A 17619-nucleotide genomic window follows, 5' to 3' on the forward strand; every position below is an offset into this window, starting at 1 on the left:
GTTCTCCTCAAGGAACTCATGGCGCTCTACGACACCCAGGGCGACGTCTCCGCCCTGCCCCGGGTGCGCCCCTACCGCGACTACCTGGCCTGGCTGGGCGAGCGCGACCGGGACGCCGCCCGGGCAGCCTGGCAGCACTCCCTGTCCGGCCTGGAGGAGGGCTGCCTGCTCGCGCCGGGCACGGTCGAGGTCGACGCGGCCCCGGAGAACGTCTCCCTCAGCGCGGGAGAGGCTCTCAGCGAGTCACTGGCCACCTGGGCGCGGGCGACCGGCGTGACCATGAACACCGTGGTGCAGGGCGCGTGGGCTCTGGCACTGGCCCAGGCCACCGGCCGGGACGACGTCGTGTTCGGCGCCACCGTCTCCGGCCGCCCGCCCGAGCTGAACGGCGTCGAGCGCATGATCGGCCTGTTCATCAACACCCTTCCCGTGCGGCTGCGCCTCGACCACTCCGAGACCCTCACCGGCCTCTTCCGCCGCCTCCAGCACGAACAGACCGCACTCCTCGACCACCAGTGGCCGGGCCTCACCGACATCCAGACCTGGACCGGACACCCCCAACTCTTCGACACCGCCATGGTGTTCCAGAACTACCCCGTCGAGGAGGGCTCCCTCGACACCCCGGCCGACGGCACCCGGCTCCGCGTCACCTCGGCCGAGATCAAGGGCGGCACGCACTTCGCCGTCAACGTCGTCGCCACGATGCGCGGTACGGACCTCTCCTTCCGCGTCGACTACCGCCCCGACCTCTTCGACGCGACCGACGCACGCGACTTCGGGGACCGGATGCTGCGGGTGCTGGAAGCGCTGGTCGCGGAGTCCCATCAGCTCGTGGGGCGGTTGGAGACGCTCGAACCCGACGTGCGGGAACGGGTGTTGGTGGGGTGGAACGGGGCCGCTACCGAGTTGCCGGACGTGCCGCTGCATGAACTGGTTGCGCGGCAGGCCGCGCGGACGCCGGACGGTGTGGCGGTGGTGAGCGACGGGAGCACGCTCTCCTATGGCGAGTTGAACGGCCGTGCCAACCAGCTCGCGCGTTATCTGATCGCGCAGGGTGTGGGGGCCGAGCAGTTCGTGGCGGTGGCGCTGCCGAAGTCGCTGGACGCTGTGGTGTCGCTGCTCGCCGTGGTGAAGGCCGGGGCCGCCTATCTGCCGGTCGACCCGGAGTATCCGGCCGAGCGGATCGAGTACATGCTCGAAGATGCCGCGCCCGTGCTGACGCTCACCGAGCCGATTCCTTACGAGGTGTATGCCGGGCAGTCGGCCGCCGAGGTCGACGACTCCGAGCGGCGGATGCCGTGGGCTTCGGGACATGCGGCTTACATGATCTACACGTCCGGGTCGACCGGACGGCCCAAGGGTGTGGTCATCGACCATCACGCGCTGGCCACCTACCTCCACCGGGCCGGTAGCGCCTACCCCGCGATGGCAGGCTCCACCGTCCTGCACTCTCCGCTCGCCTTCGACCTGACGATTACGGCGCTGTGGACCCCCCTGACCAGTGGCGGCACCGTCCAGCTGACCTCGCTGGAAGAGAGCAACAGCCAGCCGACACTGGTCAAGGCCACGCCGAGCCACCTGCCGATCCTGGCCAGCCTGCCCGACAGCGCCTCGCCGTCGCAGACGCTCATCCTGGGCGGCGAGGCCCTGCACGCGGATCAGCTCACCACCTGGCGCGAGCAGCACCCCGATGTTGAGGTGATCAACGCCTACGGGCCCACCGAATCCACCGTCAACATCACCGAACACCGCCTCAACGGCACCCAGCAGGGGCCGGTGCCGATCGGCCGGCCGTTCGCCAACACCGCCGTCTACGTCCTGGACTCGGCGCTGCGCCCGGTCCCGCCGGGTGTGACGGGTGAGCTCTACCTCGCAGGCCACCAACTCGCCCGCGGCTACCACCACCGCCCCGCCCTGACCTCGGAACGCTTCACCGCCAACCCCTACGCTCTGCCCGGCAGCCGCATGTACCGCACCGGGGACCTCGCCCGCTGGACCACCGACGGCCACCTCATCTACGCAGGCCGCGCCGACCACCAAGTCAAACTCCGCGGCCACCGCATCGAACTCGGCGAAATCGAAGCCGCACTGGTCACCCAGGGCGCAAAGCAGGCCGCCGTCATGCTCCGCGAAGACACCCCCGGCGACCAACGCCTCGTCGCCTACATCGTCACCGACACCTGGGACGAAACCGCGGCCCTGGCAAACCTCGCCGAGCAACTCCCGGACTACATGATCCCGTCAGCCATCGTCACCCTCGACGCCCTCCCCCTCACCCCCAACGGCAAACTCGACCGCAAGGCCCTTCCCGCACCCACCTACACCACGAAGGGCCGAGCCCCGCGCACCCCCCAGGAAGAGATCCTCTGCACGCTCTTCGCCGAGGTCCTCTCTCTCCCTCAAGTCACCATCGACGACAACTTCTTCGACCTCGGCGGCCACTCCCTCCTCGCCACCCGACTCACCAGCCGCATCCGCTCCACCCTGGGCGTCGAACTCAGCATCCGTCAGCTCTTCGAAACACCCACCGTCGCCGCACTGGCCACCCAACTGACAGACGCCGACACAGCCCGCACCCCCCTCACCGCACACCACCCCCGCCCAGACCGCATCCCCCTCTCCTACGCCCAACAACGCCTCTGGTTCCTCCACCAGTTCGAAGGCCCCAGCACCACCTACAACATCCCCACCACCCTCCGCCTCACCGGCACTCTCGACACCGAAGCCCTCCACCAGGCACTCAACGACCTCATCACCCGGCACGAAAGCCTCCGCACGACCATCGCCGAGGACGAGGAGGGCTCTCACCAGGTCCTGCTGGACTCAGCCGAGGTACCGTTCCGCACCGTAGAGGCTACCGAGGACGACGTGGACGGCCGTGTCGCCCAGGACGCCGCGGAGCCCTTCGACCTGAGCACCGAGATCCCGGTGCGGGTGACGCTGTTCAGGATCTCCGCGACCGAACACGTACTCCTCCTGCTGGTCCATCACATCGCCAGCGACGCCTGGTCACGCGGCCCGCTGGCCCAGGACCTCACCACCGCCTACACCGCACGCCTCACCGGCCACGCACCGGACTGGCCCCCACTGCCGGCCCAGTACGCCGACTACGCCCTCTGGCAACACCAACTCCTCGGCGACGACACCGACCCCGACAGCCTCGCCGGACGCCAGCTCGCACACTGGAAGAAAGCCCTCGCCGGCCTCCCCGAACAGCTCGACCTGCCCACCGACCGGCCCCGGCCGGCTTCGGCGTCGTACGACGGGGGCCGGGTGCCTCTGGAGGTGCCCGCGGAGCTGCACGGGCGGATCGCGGAACTGGCACGGGACACGAACACGACGGTGTTCATGGTGGTGCAGGCGGCTTTGGCGGCGCTGCTCACCCGGCTCGGCGCGGGCCAGGACATTCCCATCGGCACACCGATCGCGGGCCGCACCGACGACGCCACCGACCGGCTCATCGGCTTCTTCGTCAACACCCTCGTCCTGCGCACCGACACCAGTGGCGACCCGGCCTTCCGCGAGCTGCTGAGCCGGGTGCGGGCCACCGATCTGACCGCCTACACCCACCAGGACCTCCCCTTCGAGCGTCTCGTCGAGGCAGTCAACCCCACCCGTTCGATGGCTCACCACCCGCTGTTCCAGGTGCTGTTGACCTTGCACAACACGCATGCGGCGGGGGCCGAGGAGACGACGTCCTTCGCGGGGCTGCGCGCGCAGGTGCGGGGCACGGACACGGTGTCGGCGCGGTTCGATCTGTCGTTCGCGCTGGCCGAGCGGTTCGGTGACGGCAACAGCTGCGCGGGGCTGGGCGGCAGCATCACTTACAGCACGGCGCTGTTCGACCGGGAGACCGTGGAGGAGCTCGCCGGGCGGCTGGTGCGGCTGCTGAGTGCGGCCGTGGCCCATCCGGACCGGCCCATCGGGCAGTTGGAGGTCATGTCGGCGGACGAGCGGCGCCGGGTGCTCGGGGAGTGGAACGACACGGCCCGGGAGGTGCCGACCGAGTCGGTGCCGGAGCTGTTCGAGCGGCAGGCGGCGCGGACGCCGGAGGCGGTGGCCCTGGAGTTCGGTGGAGACGTGCTGTCGTACGCCGAGCTGAACGCGCGGGCCAACCGGCTGGCGCGGTGTCTGGTGGCGCGGGGTGCGGCTCCGGGCCGGTTCGTGGCTGTGGTGCTGCCGCGCTCACTGGACCTGGTGGTCACGCTGCTGGCGGTGCTGAAGTCGGGGGCGGCGTATCTGCCGGTCGATCCCGGCTATCCGGCGGACCGGGTGACGTACATGCTGGACGACGCGACACCGGCGCTGACCTTGACCGAACCGGTCGGCGAGGCGGAGCTCGCGGGGTACTCCGTGTCCGACCTGAGCGCGGCGGAGCTGCGCGGGCCGGTGGCGGCGGCGCATCCGGCGTACGCGATCTACACCTCGGGGTCCACCGGGCGGCCGAAGGGCGTGGTGGTGCCGCGGGCTGCGCTGGGCAACTTCCTGGCCGACATGGGGGCGCGCGTCGCTCCCGGCGCGCTGGACCGGCTGCTGGCGGTGACCACGGTCGGTTTCGACATCGCGGGTCTGGAGCTGTTCCTGCCGCTGCTGCACGGCGCACGGCTCGTGCTGGCCGACGAGGAGACGGCGCGCGATCCGCGGGCGCTGCTGCGGGCCGTCGAGCGCACGGGGGCGACCCTGGTGCAGGCGACGCCGAGCCTCTGGCAGGGTGTGGCGGCCGAGGCGGCGGGCGAGCTGGCCGGGGTGCGTGTGCTGGTGGGCGGTGAGGCACTGCCCGCGGAACTGGCGCGGTCGCTGGCCGGGCAGGCCCGGTCGGTGACGAATCTGTACGGTCCGACCGAGGTGACGATCTGGGCGACGGCCGCGGAGGTGACCGGGACGAACCGGGTCACCATCGGGCGGCCGCTGGCCAACACGCGGGCGTATGTGCTGGATGCGGCGCTGCGGCCGGTGCCGGTGGGCGTGCCCGGTGAGCTGTATCTGGCGGGGGCGCAGTTGGCCGAGGGCTATCACCGGCGTCCCGGGCTGACCTCGGAGCGCTTCGCGGCCGATCCGTACGGTGCTCCGGGCGCGCGCATGTACCGCACGGGCGATCTCGTGCGCCGGGAGCGGGACGGGGCGCTGCGCTATCTGAGCCGGGTCGACCAGCAGGTGAAGCTGCGTGGCTTCCGGATCGAGCTCGGCGAGGTCGAGGCGGAGCTGGCGCGGATGCCCGCGGTGGCGGAGGCCGCCGTGACGGTGCGCGAGGACCGGCCGGGGGATCAGCGGCTGGTGGCGTACGTCGTCGGCGGCGGCGCGGTGCCGGGCGCGGGCGAGCTGCGGGAGCATCTGCGGTCGCGGCTCCCGGAGTTCATGGTGCCGACGGCCTTCGTGATGCTGGACGCGCTGCCGCTCACGCCGAACGGAAAGCTGGACCGCAGGGCGCTGCCCGCGCCGGACGAAGCGGTGGAGGAGGCCGGCCGGCCGCCGCGCACCCCACGCGAAGAGATCCTGTGCGGTTTGTTCCGGGAGGTGCTGGGCACCGCGCGGTTCGGCATCGACGACAGCTTCTTCGACCTGGGCGGTCACTCGTTGCTGGCGAGCCGACTGGTGAGCCGCGTTCGGGCCACGCTGGATGTGGAGCTGTCGGTGCGGCAGTTCTTCGAGACGCCGACGGTCGCCGGACTGTCCGCCGCGCTGGAGGCTGCCGGGCGGGCCCGTACGCCGCTGACGGCGCGTCCCCGGCCGGAGCGGGTGCCGTTGTCGCCCGCGCAGCAGCGGCTGTGGTTCCTGCACCGGTTCGAGGGGCCGTCGGCGACGTACAACGTGCCGACCGCGCTGCGGCTGTCCGGGCCGCTGGACCGTACGGCGCTGGAGCTGGCGGTCGGGGATCTGCTGGAGCGGCACGGGAGCCTGCGCACGGTGTTCGCCGAGGACGAGGCGGGGGCGCGGCAGATCGTGCGGCCGGTGGAGCGTGGGCGCGAGCCCCTGGAGGTGCTGGAGGCGACCGAGGAGAGCGTGGCGGCCCGGGTGGCCGATGCCGCGCGCCACGCCTTCGATCTGACGGCGGAACTGCCGTTCCTGGTCCGGCTGTTCCGGCTGTCCGAGGACGAGCACGTGCTGTTGCTGCTCATCCATCACATCGCCTGCGACGGCTGGTCGATGACGCGGCTGGCCCGTGATCTGACCACCGCCTACGCGGCGCGCCGCGGCGGTACGGAACCGGGGTGGCACCCGCTCGCGGTGCAGTACGCGGACTATGCGCTGTGGCAGCACGAGGCGCTGGGCGACGAGGCGGACCCGGAGAGCGTCGCCGGGACCCAACTGGCGTACTGGAAGGAGGCGCTGGCGGGCCTGCCTGAGCAGTTGGAGCTGCCCACGGACCGGCCGCGTCCGGCGGTCGCGGGCTACGGCGGCGACCGGGTCGAGTTCACCGTGCCGGCGGCGCTGCACCGGCGGCTCGGGGAACTGGCGCGGGCCACGCACGCGACGACGTTCATGGTGGCCCAGGCCGCGTTCGCGGCGTTGCTGACCCGGCTGGGCGCGGGCGAGGACATTCCCATCGGGACGGCGGTGGCCGGGCGCGACGACGCGGCGACCGAGGATCTCGTCGGGTTCTTCGTCAACACCCTGGTGCTGCGCACGGACACCGGCGGCAACCCGAGCTTCCGTGAGTTGCTGGGCCGGGTGCGGGAGCGCGATCTGGCGGCGTACGCGCATCAGGACCTGCCGTTCGAGCGGCTGGTGGAGGCGCTCAATCCGGTGCGCAGCCTCGCCCATCACCCGCTGTACCAGGTGATGATCACGTTCAACAGCGCGACGGAGGCGCCGGGCGTGGTCGCGGACGCGTCGGGTGACACGGGCCTCGCGGTGACGCGGATGGCGGCCCGGACCGAGGTGGCGAAGTTCGACCTGTCGCTCACCCTGGGCGAGGGGTACACGCCGGCCGGGGAGGCGGCGGGGATGCGGGGTTCGCTGGAGTACCGCACCGAGTTGTTCGACCGGGAGACCGCCGAGTCGATCGTGACGCGGCTGCTGGGCGTGCTCGGCTCGGCGGTGGCGGACCCGGATCTGCCGATCGGCGGAATCGGCCTGCTGGATCCGGCCGAGCGGCACCGGCTGCTGGTGGAGTGGAACGAGACCGCTCGTCCGCAGCGGGAGGCGACCCTGCCCGAGCTGTTCGAGGAGCAGGTGGCGCGGACTCCGGGACGCCCGGCGTTCTCGGCGGGCGGTACGACACTGTCGTACGCGGAGCTGAACGCGCGCGCCAACCGGCTGGCGCATCTGCTGGCCGAGTGCGGGGCGGGCCCGGAGCAGGTGGTGCTGATCTCGCTGCCGCCGTCGGTGGAGCTGGGCGTGGCGGTGCTGGCGGTACTGAAGACGGGTGCCGCGTACCTGCCGGTGGACCCGGGGTATCCCGCGGACCGGGTGGCGGTGATGCTGGAGGACGCCGACCCGGTGTGCGCGCTGACCTCGTTGTCCGTGCCCGGGGAGCTGTTCCCGGCACAGTTGGCGCGGCTGGTGCTGGACGATGCGGAGGTGGCCGAGCGGCTCGCCGAATACCCGGAGCACGATCTCGCGGACGAGGACCGTACGCAGCCGTTGTCGCCGTGGAACGCGGCGTACGTCATCTACACCTCGGGCTCGACCGGGCGTCCGAAGGGGGTGCTGGTCGAGCATCAGCCGGTGGTCAACTACCTCGCGGTGTCGGCCGAGTTGTACCCGGGTGTGGCGGGTGACGCGCTGGTGCACTCGCCGCTGTCGTTCGACCTGACGGTGACCGGTCTGTTCGCGCCGCTGCTGAACGGCGGGTGTGTGCACCTGGCCGACCTGGAGGAGCTGCACGAGCGGGCGTCGGCGGGGGAAGTGCCGCCGGAGCTGCCGCAGATGACGTTCCTGAAGGCGACGCCGAGCCATCTGCCGCTGATCACCGGGCTGCCCAAGACCTGTGTGCCGCGCGGTGAACTGGTGCTGGGTGGCGAGTCGTTGACCGGGCGGGCGGTGCGGTCGCTGCTGGCGGCGCACCCGGGGGCGCGGGTGCTCAACGAGTACGGTCCGACGGAGACGATCGTCGGCTGCACCACGTGGGACGCCTCGTCGGCGGAGGACCTCACCGACGGGGTGCTGACCATCGGCCGTCCGTTCCCCAACACGCGGATGCTGGTCCTCGACCGGTTCCTCCAGCCGGTTCCGGCGGGAGTGCCGGGCGAACTGTACGTGTCCGGGGTGCAGTTGGCGCGCGGCTATCTGAGCCGGCCGGGGCTGACTGCGTCGCGGTTCGTCGCGAACCCCTTCGAGGCGCCGGGCGTGGGGGCACCTCCCACGCCTTTCGGGCAGGGGGGGAGGATGTACCGGACAGGCGACGTGGTCCGCTGGAACCGGCACGGTGAGCTGGAGTTCATCAGCCGCGTCGACGACCAGGTCAAGATCCGCGGCTTCCGGGTGGAGCTGGGCGAGGTGGAGGCGGCGCTCGCCCGTCATCCGGGGGTGGCCGAGGCGGTGGCCGTGGTCCGGGAGGACCGCCCCGGCGACCGGCGGCTGGTGGCCTATCTGGTCGAGGCGGACGACTCGGCGGCCGTCGACGCGGAGGTGCGCGAGCACCTGTTGGCGTCGCTGCCGGACTACATGGTGCCGGCGGCGTTCGTCCGGCTGGACACACTGCCGCTGACCGGGAACGGCAAGCTGGACCGCAAGGCGCTGCCGGCGCCGGACTACGCGGCGCTCAGCACCCGGCGGGCGCCGCGCGATCCGCGCGAGGAGGCGCTGTGCGCGCTGTTCGCCGAGACGCTGGGCCTGGACGCCGTCGGCATCGACGACGGGTTCTTCGACCTCGGCGGCGACAGCGTGCTGTCGATCCAGCTGGTGAGCCGGGCGCGCGGCCAGGGCCTGGTCCTGGGCGTGCGGGACGTTTTCGAGCACCAGACGGTCGCCCAGCTCGCGGAGGCGCTTGCGGCGGCACAGCCCGAGAGCGTCCCGCAGGAGGCCCAGGAGGAGCACGGGCCGGTGCCGCTGACGCCGATCATGGGCTGGTTCGCCGAACTGGGCGGCCCCGTCGAGCCGTTCAACCAGTCGGTGGTCGTGGCGGTGCCCGCGGAGCTGGACCAGGGCCGACTGGTGGGCGCGCTTCGGGCGGTGCTGGACCGGCACGACTCGCTGCGGCTGCGCGTCAGCGCCGACTGGGCGATGTCGGTCGCCGAGCCGGGCACCCCGGACGCGGCCGGTCTGCTGACCCGGCATCACGCGCCGGGCCTGGCGGACGCGGACGCGCACGGCGTGCTCACGGAGCTGGCGTCCGCGGCCCGTGACCGGCTCGCCCCGGCCGAGGGTGTCGTACTCCAGGCGGTGTGGCTGGACCGGGGGCCCGAGCAGTACGGCCTGCTGGTGCTGGTCGCCCATCACCTGGCGGTCGACGCGGTGAGCTGGCGTCTGCTGGTGCCGGACCTGGCCGCCGCCTACGAGGGCCGCGAGTTGAGCCCCCCGGGCACGGGCTGGCGCCGCTGGGCCACGACCCTGCGGGACCTGGCCGAGGACCCAGCCGTCGAGTCCGAGCTGGAGTACTGGGCGGACGCGTCCCGCACGGCCGGGCCCGAACCGGCGCTGGACGCGGACCGCGACACCCACGCCCGCGCCGGGCAGGTCGTCCTCGACCTGGACGCCGGGACCACCGAGGCGCTGCTCACCTGGGTGCCGGGCGTCTTCCACGCCGACGTGGAGGAGCTGCTGCTGACCGCGTTCGGACTGGCCGTCGCCGACTGGCGGCGCGGCCGTGGGCACAGCGCCGACGCGCCCGTCGCGGTGGACCTGGAGAACCACGGCCGGCACGAGCACCTCGCACCGGACACCGATCTCACCCGTACGACGGGCTGGTTCACCGCCCTGTACCCGGTGACGCTGAGCCCCGAGGTCACGGACTGGGCGGAGGTCTGGGACGGCGGCGCGGCGACCGGGCGGGCGCTCAGGCGCGTGAAGGAGCAGTTGCGCGCAGTGCCGGGCGACGGCCTCGGCCACGGGCTGCTGCGCTACGTCAATCCGCGCACCCGGGCGCGGCTGGCGGCCCTCCCGGTGCCGGCCTTCGGCTTCAACTACCTGGGCCGGTACACCGGTGGCCGGGCTGCGGGCGGCGCCGGGGAACCGAACGCGTGGAGCGTGCTGGGCCGCGGTGTGGCGGGCCAGCATCCGGACACCGCGCTGGCGCACCCGGTCGACCTGGTGGCGGGCGCCCACGACACCGAGCAGGGTCCGCGGCTGCACTGCGTGTGGACGTATCCGTCGGCCGTACTGGCCGAGGAGGAGATCCGGCGGCTGGGCGAGGGCTGGTTCCGGGCCCTGCGGGCGCTGGTGGAACACGCGGGCCGTCCGGAGGCCAGCGGTCTGACGCCGTCGGACGTCTCCCTCGCCGCGCTCAGCGAGGACGACATCACACGACTCGAAAGCGAATGGGGTTCCCTCTGATGTCCAAGTCCGGCTTGCAAGACATCCTGCCGCTGTCCCCGCTGCAGGAAGGCATGCTGTTCCACAACCTGTTCGACGGCGAGGAGCTGGACGCCTACAACGTCCAGGTCTTCGTGGAGCTGGCGGGCACCGTGGACACCGACCGGCTGCGGGGGGCCATCGAGGCGCTGCTGAAGCGGCACGCGAACCTGCGGGCCGCGTTCCGGCACGAGGGTCTCAAGCGCCCGGTCCAGCTCATCCCCCGTGCGGTGACACTGCCGTGGCGGGAGGAGGACCTGAGCGGGCTGCCGGAGGCCGAGCGGGAGGCCGTGGCGGAGCGGATCGCCTCCGAGGACCGCTGGCGCCGATTCGACCTGGGGAAGCCGCCGCTGATGCGGTTCACCCTGATCCGCCTCGGCGGCGGCCGGACCCGGCTGGTGATGACCAACCATCACATCCTGCTCGACGGCTGGTCCATGCCGGTGCTGCTGCGTGAGCTGATGACGCTGTACACGGTGCGCGGCGACGGGTCGGCGCTGCCGCGGGTGCGGCCCTACCGGGACTATCTGGCGTGGCTGGAGTCCCGGGACCGGGAGGCGGCCCGGCTGGCCTGGACGCAGGCGCTGGAGGGCTTCGACACACCGAGTGTCGTGGCGCCGCAGCGCGGGGCGCTGACCGCGGCGCCGGAGCGCGTCCACTTCGAGGAGGACGCGGCCGTCAGCGCGGCGCTCACCCGGTTCGCACGGTCGCACGGGGTGACCGTCAACACGGTGATCCAGGGCGCCTGGGGGCTGGTGGTGTCCCATCTGACGGGCCGGGACGACGTGGTGTTCGGGGTGACCGTGAACGGCCGGCCGCCCGAGCTGCCCGGGGTCGACACCATGGTCGGTCTGTTCATGAACACGCTGCCGCTGCGGGTCGCGCTGCGTCCGGCGGAGCCGCTGTCGCAGTTCCTGCGGCGGATGCAGGCCGAGCAGACCCGGCTGATCGACCATCAGTGGATGGGGCTCGCGGAGATCCAGCGCTGGGCGGGCTCGGGCGAGCTGTTCGACACCGCGATGGTGTTCGAGAACTATCCGCTGGACTCCAGCCGGAGCCGTCCCACGGCACCGTCCGCGGGCACGGATCTGCCGACCGTCTTGAAGATCCACTCCCGGGACCAGATGCACTACCCGCTGGGGCTGCTGGCGCTGCCCCGCGAAACGCTGCGCTTCTCTCTCGGATATCTGCCGCAGGTGTTCGACGCGGCCAGTGTCGAGCAGGTGGTCGGGGTGTTCCGGCGGGCCCTGCACACGGTGCTGGACAGCCCGGACCTGCCGGTGGGTGCCGTGCCGCTGCTCGATCCCGGGGTGCGTCGCACGGTCGTGGAGCGGTGGAGCGGCTCGGACGCCGGGCGGCCCGGCGAACTGTTCACCCGCCTGTTCGAGGAGCAGGTCGCGCGGACACCGAACCGGCCGGCGCTGGTCGCCGCCGACGGCCGGCTCACCTACGCCGAGCTCAACGCGCGGGCCAACCGGCTGGCCCGGCGGCTGGTCGAGCTGGGCGTGGGACCCGAGCGGTATGTGGCGATCGTGGTGCCGCGCCGCACCGACCTGGTGATCGGCATGCTGGCGGTGCTGAAGGCGGGCGGGGCGTACGTACCGGTCGACCCGGACTATCCGGCCGACCGGATGCGGCACATGATCGAGGACTCTGCGCCGGTCCTGGTGCTGACCACGAGCGACATGGACGCGGTCGTCGGCGAGGAGTGCGGCTGGCCGCTGACGTTCGTGCTGGACAACCCGCGGCTGAACCGCACCCTGAGCCGGCACCCGGGCGGCGATCTGACCGACGCGGACCGGGCCACTCCCCTGCTGCCGCACCATCCGGCCTACGTCATCTACACCTCCGGTTCCACCGGCCGCCCCAAGGGCGTGGTCACCGAGCACCGGGCGCTGACGGCGTTCGTCCGCCACGGCCGGGCCGAGCAGGGACCGCATGTGCGGGGTCTGTCGGTGATGCAGGCCTCGGCGTCGTTCGACCAGAGCGTCGGGTCCCTGCACACCCCGCTGATCAGCGGCGGCTGCGTGCGGCTCGCGGACCTGCCGACGCTGGCGGAGGCCGCGGCGGTCGAACCGGACTTCCGCCGGGCCACGTTCCTGAAGGCCACCCCATCGCATCTCGCGATGCTCTCCACGATGGACCGCGAGGTGTCCCCGTCAGGGCTGCTCACGCTGGGCGGCGAACAGTTGCGCGGCGACCACCTCACGGCGTGGCGGGCGGAGCACCCGGAGGTGACCGTGGTGAACGTCTACGGCCCCACGGAAGCCACCGGCCACTGCCTGGAGCGCTGGATCAAGCCCGGCACCGAGATCCCCGAGGGCCCGGTGCCGATCGGCACCCCGCACGCGGGCGTGCGGGTATACGTCCTGGACTCCGCGCTGCGGCCGGTCGCGCCCGGCGTGGCCGGCGAGGTGTATCTGGCGGGCGAGCAGCTGGCCCGCGGCTATCTCAACCGCGCCCGGCTGACGGCCGAACGCTTCCCGGCCAACCCCTTCGGCGCCCCGGGCAGCCGGATGTACCGCACCGGCGACATCGCCCACTGGACCGGCGACGGCGAACTGGTCTTCGTCGGGCGCGCGGACACCCAGGTCAAGCTGCGCGGCTACCGGATCGAGCTGGGGGAGATCGAGTCCGCGGTCGCCGCCCAGCGGGGCGTAGTGCGCTGCGCCGTGCTGCTGCGCGAGGACACCCCCGGCGACCAGCGGCTCGTGGCGTACGTCGTCACCGATCCGCAGCGCTGGGACGAGACCGCCGCCCTGACGGGCCTGGCGCGGCGGCTGCCGGACTTCATGATGCCGTCGGCGCTCGTCCCGCTCGACGCGCTGCCGCTGACCACGAACGGCAAGCTGGACCACAAGGCCCTGCCCGCCCCGACCTACTCCACGGCAGGCGGCGGCCGGGCCCCGCGCACTCCGCGCGAGGAGATCGTCTGCGCGCTGTTCGCCGAGATCCTGTCGGTGTCCGACGTGACCGTCGACGACAACTTCTTCGACCTCGGCGGCCACTCCCTGCTCGCCACCCGGCTCGTCAGCCGGATCCGGTCCACGTTGGGCGTGGAACTGTCCATCCGGCAGTTCTTCGAGACGCCGACGGTCGCCGCCCTGTCCACTGTGCTGGACGGTGCGGGCCGGGCCCGCACGCCGCTCACCGCACGGCCCCGGCCGGAGCGCATCCCCCTCTCCTACGCCCAGCAACGCCTGTGGTTCCTGCACCAGTTGGAGGGGCCCAGCCCTACGTACAACATCCCGACCGCGCTGCGGCTGACCGGCCCGCTGGACCGGCGGGCGCTGGAAGCGGCGCTGCGGGACGTCGTCGCCCGCCACGAGAGCCTGCGCACGGTCTTCGCCGAGGACGAGGACGGTGCGCACCAGATCGTGCTGGGCCCCGAGCGGGCCGAGCTCGTCTTCGAGACCGCCGACACGAGCGAGGACCGCTGGGAGGAGGATCTCGCCCAGGCGTCCCGGTACTCCTTCGACCTGAGCACGGAACTCCCCGTCCGGGCCCGGCTGCTGCGCGTCGGTGACACCGACCACGTGCTGCTGCTGCTCATCCACCACATCGCGAGCGACGCCTGGTCGCGCGGCCCGCTGGCCCGCGATCTGGCCGCCGCCTACACCGCGCGCTGCACGGGCCGGGCGCCCGACTGGCAACCGCTGCCCGTCCAGTACACCGACTACGCGCTGTGGCAGCGTGAGGTGCTCGGCGACGACGGGGACGGCGACAGCGTCGCCGGGGCCCAACTGGCGTACTGGAAGCAGGCCTTGGCGGGCCTGCCGGAGCGGCTGGAGCTGCCCGCCGACCGGCCTCGTCCCGCGGTGGCGAGCCAGGCGGGCGACCGGGTGGAGTTCACGCTCGGCGCCGAACTCCATAAGCGCCTGGGCGAGTTGGCGCGGTCCACGGACACCACGCTGCACATGGTGCTCCAGGCCGCGCTGGCGGCCCTGCTGACGCGGCTGGGCGCCGGCGAGGACATTTCCCTGGGCACGCCGATCGCGGGGCGCACCGACGACGCCACCGATCAGCTCGTCGGCTTCTTCGTCAACACCCTGGTGCTGCGCACCGACACCGGCGGCGACCCGACCTTCCGCGAGCTGCTGGCCCGGGTCCGGGCAGCCGACCTCGCCGCCTACACGCACCAGGACCTGCCCTTCGAGCGCCTCGTGGAGGTCCTCAACCCCGCCCGCTCCCTCGCCCATCATCCGCTGTTCCAGGTGGTGCTGGCCGTGCAGAACGCCGGTCCGCGCCCCGGCGACACGGCCGGTCTGCCGACGCTGCCGGGCGGCCTGGTGGTGTCCGGGCTCGGCGGGACGGCCACCGCGGCCAAGGTCGACCTCGGCTTCTCGGTGGTGGAGCGCAGGGCGGAGGACAACGCGCCCGCCGGCGTCGGGGGCGTGCTGGACTACAGCACGGACCTGTTCGACCGCCGGACGGCGCAGTCGCTGGTCGACCGGTTCGTGCGGCTTCTCACCGACGCGGCCGCGCGGCCCGAGGCGACGCTGAGCCGGCTGGAGGTGCTCGGCGCCGAGGAGCGGCAGCGGGTGCTGCACGAGTGGAACGACACCGCCAGGAACCTCGCGCCCACCACCTTGCCGGACAGCTTCGAGCGGCATGTGCGGGAGCAGCCCGACGCCGAGGCCCTGGTGTTCGACAGCGCCTCGCTGAGCTACGCCGAGCTGGACGCCCGTGCCAATCGGCTGGCGCGGCTGCTGGTGGCGCGGGGCGCCGGGCCGGAGCGGCTGGTGGCGCTGGCGCTGCCGCGCTCGGCGGAGCTGGCCGTCGCCGTCCTCGCGGTGACCAAGGCGGGCGCCGCCTATCTGCCGCTCGACCCGGGTCATCCCGCCGGGCGGATCTCCGACACGCTGGCGGACGCCGCGCCCGTGGCCCTGCTGACCACGAGCGCCGTCGCGGCGGAGCTGCCGGAGACGGACGTACCGACGCTCGTGCTGGACTCGGCCGGGACGCTGGAGCAGCTCGCGCAGGCGGACGCGGCCGCTGTCACCGACGCCGACCGGCTGTCGCCGCTGCGGCCCGCGCATCCGGCGTACGTCATCTACACCTCGGGAACCACGGGCCGGCCCAAGGGGGTGACGGTGACGCACGCGGGCCTGCCCGGGTTGGTGGACATCTTCACCGCGCAGTGCGGGGTGGTGCCCGGCAGCCGGGTCCTGCACCACCTCTCCCCTGGCTTCGACGGCGCCTTCTGGGAGCTGACGATGGGGCTGCTGACCGGGGCGACGCTCATCATCGCTCCCCCGGAGCTCACCCCGGGGCGGGAGCTGGCCGAGCTGGCGGTGCGGGAGTCGGTCACGCACGCCGCGATCACCCCCGGTGTGCTCCAGCTGATCCCGGAGGGGGCGCTGCCGGACGGCATGACCCTCGTCGTCGCCGCCGAGAGCTGCCCGCCCGAGCTGGTCAAGCGCTGGTCCTCCGGCCGTCTGATGCTCAACTCCTACGGCCCGACGGAGGCGACGGTGTGCGCCACCATGAGCCGCCCGCTGGCCGGGCCGGTCGCCCCGCCGATCGGCGGCCCCATCGCCGACACCGCCGTGTATGTGCTGGACGCCGCCCTGCGGCCGGTCGCCCCGGGCGTGCCGGGTGAGTTGTACGTCCGGGGCCCGGGTCTCGCCCGCGGCTACCTGGGCCGCCCGGCGCTGACCGCCGACCGCTTCGTGGCCGCTCCGTTCGGGGCGCCGGGCGGGCGGATGTACCGCACCGGTGACCTGGTGCGGTGGAACGCGGACGGGCAGCTGGAGTACCTGGGCCGCACCGACACCCAGGTCAAGGTGCGCGGCATGCGCGTGGAGCCGGCCGGGATCGAGGCGGTCGTGGCGCGCCGGCCGGGGGTGCGCCAGGCCGCCGTGCTCGTCCGCGAGGACACGCCCGGCGACCGGCGGCTGGTCGGCTATGTGGTGCCGGAGGAGGGCGCGGTCGTGGACGGCGCGGCGCTGCGCGGGCAGGTCCGCGAGGTGCTGCCCGAGTACATGGTGCCCGCCGCGTTCGTGGTGCTGGACAGGCTGCCACTGACCGCGAACGGCAAGCTCGACCACCGGGCGCTGCCCGCGCCGGAGTTCCGGGCGGGCGACGGCCGTGCCCCGCGCAGCCCGCGCGAGGAGGCGCTGTGCCGGCTCTTCGCCGAGGTGCTGCGCCTGGACCTCGTGGGACCCGACGACGGCTTCTTCGACCTGGGCGGCCACTCCCTGCTGGCGGTACGGCTGGTCGAGCGGATCCGTGCCGAGCTGGGCGCGGAGGTGGCCGTACGGGATCTGTTCGCGGCCCCCTCGGCCGCCGAACTCGCGGCGCGGCTCGTCTCGCGCGGTGACCGCGAGCCGATGGAGCGGCTGCTGCCGCTGCGCGCGACCGGCTCCGCACGGCCGCTGTTCTGCATCCACCCCGGGTCCGGGATGAGCTGGTGCTACTCCGGTCTGGTGCGCCATCTGCCCGCGGAGATCCCGGTCTACGGCATCCAGGCCGCGGGCCTCGACGGCGACAGCGGGCTGCCCGCGACGCTGGAGGACATGGCGGCCGAGTACGTCGACCTGATCCGGCAGGCGCAGCCCGAGGGGCCGTACCGTCTGCTGGGCTGGTCGCTGGGCGGCAACGTGGCCTTCGCCATGGCGAACGAGCTGCGCGCCCGCGGCCAGGAGGTCGAGCTGCTGGCGTTTCTGGACGCCTACCCGCGGCGGGCGTCCGCCGGGCCCGAACCCGCCCTGGCCGAGGTCTTCGCCCACAACCTGCGTGACGCCGGCTTCGAGGTCCGCGAGGAGGAACTGGCCTCGGGAGCCTTCCCGGTGGCCCGCTACCGGGCGTTCCTGGAGGCCAGCGGCGATCCGATGGGCCGCCTCGACGAGTCCGAACTTGCCGCCGTGCTCAAGGTGTTCATGAACAACGCCCGGCTGATGCGCGGCCATGCGCCGGGCCGCCACGACGGCGACGTCCTGGTGCTGACCGCGGAGCGGGTCTCCGGCGAGAAGCTGGCGCGCCGGGACCACGAGTCGTGGCGGCCGTACGTGTCGGGCCGTATCGACCGGGTCGGCGTCGACGCCGACCACCTCGGCCTTGTGCAGTCCGACGCGGCGCTCGCCCGGATCGCCGAGGCGCTGGCCGAGCGGATCGGCTGAACTCCCGCGGGGCGGCGTCACCGGACGCCGCCCCGCCTTTCGTCCC

Annotated in this window: 1 protein-coding gene and 1 pseudogene (1 of these 2 running past the window's edge); both read left to right on the forward strand. The window is 72.9% G+C overall.

Going from position 1 to position 17619, the window contains the following annotated elements:
* Positions 1–10434: pseudogene (locus ACFYW5_RS29505) on the forward strand (amino acid adenylation domain-containing protein) (its annotated part extends 480 nt beyond the left edge of the window); the annotation flags it as partial.
* Positions 10434–17573 (forward strand): amino acid adenylation domain-containing protein, encoded by a 7140-nt coding sequence (locus ACFYW5_RS29510; protein ID WP_389420149.1) that lies wholly within the window; start codon positions 10434–10436, stop codon positions 17571–17573. The pseudogene ACFYW5_RS29505 and the gene ACFYW5_RS29510, both read left to right, overlap by 1 nt.
* The last annotated feature ends 46 nt before the right edge of the window (positions 17574–17619 follow it).

It is taken from the genome of Streptomyces sp. NPDC002779 (genome assembly GCF_042888685.1).
GTDB lineage: Bacteria > Actinomycetota > Actinomycetes > Streptomycetales > Streptomycetaceae > Streptomyces.

What these genes read in the sequence shown, in the direction of transcription:
- ACFYW5_RS29510 (WP_389420149.1), top strand. Translation starts at nt 10,434, where the DNA reads ATGTCCAAGTCCGGCTTGCAAGACATCCTGCCGCTGTCCCCGCTGCAG.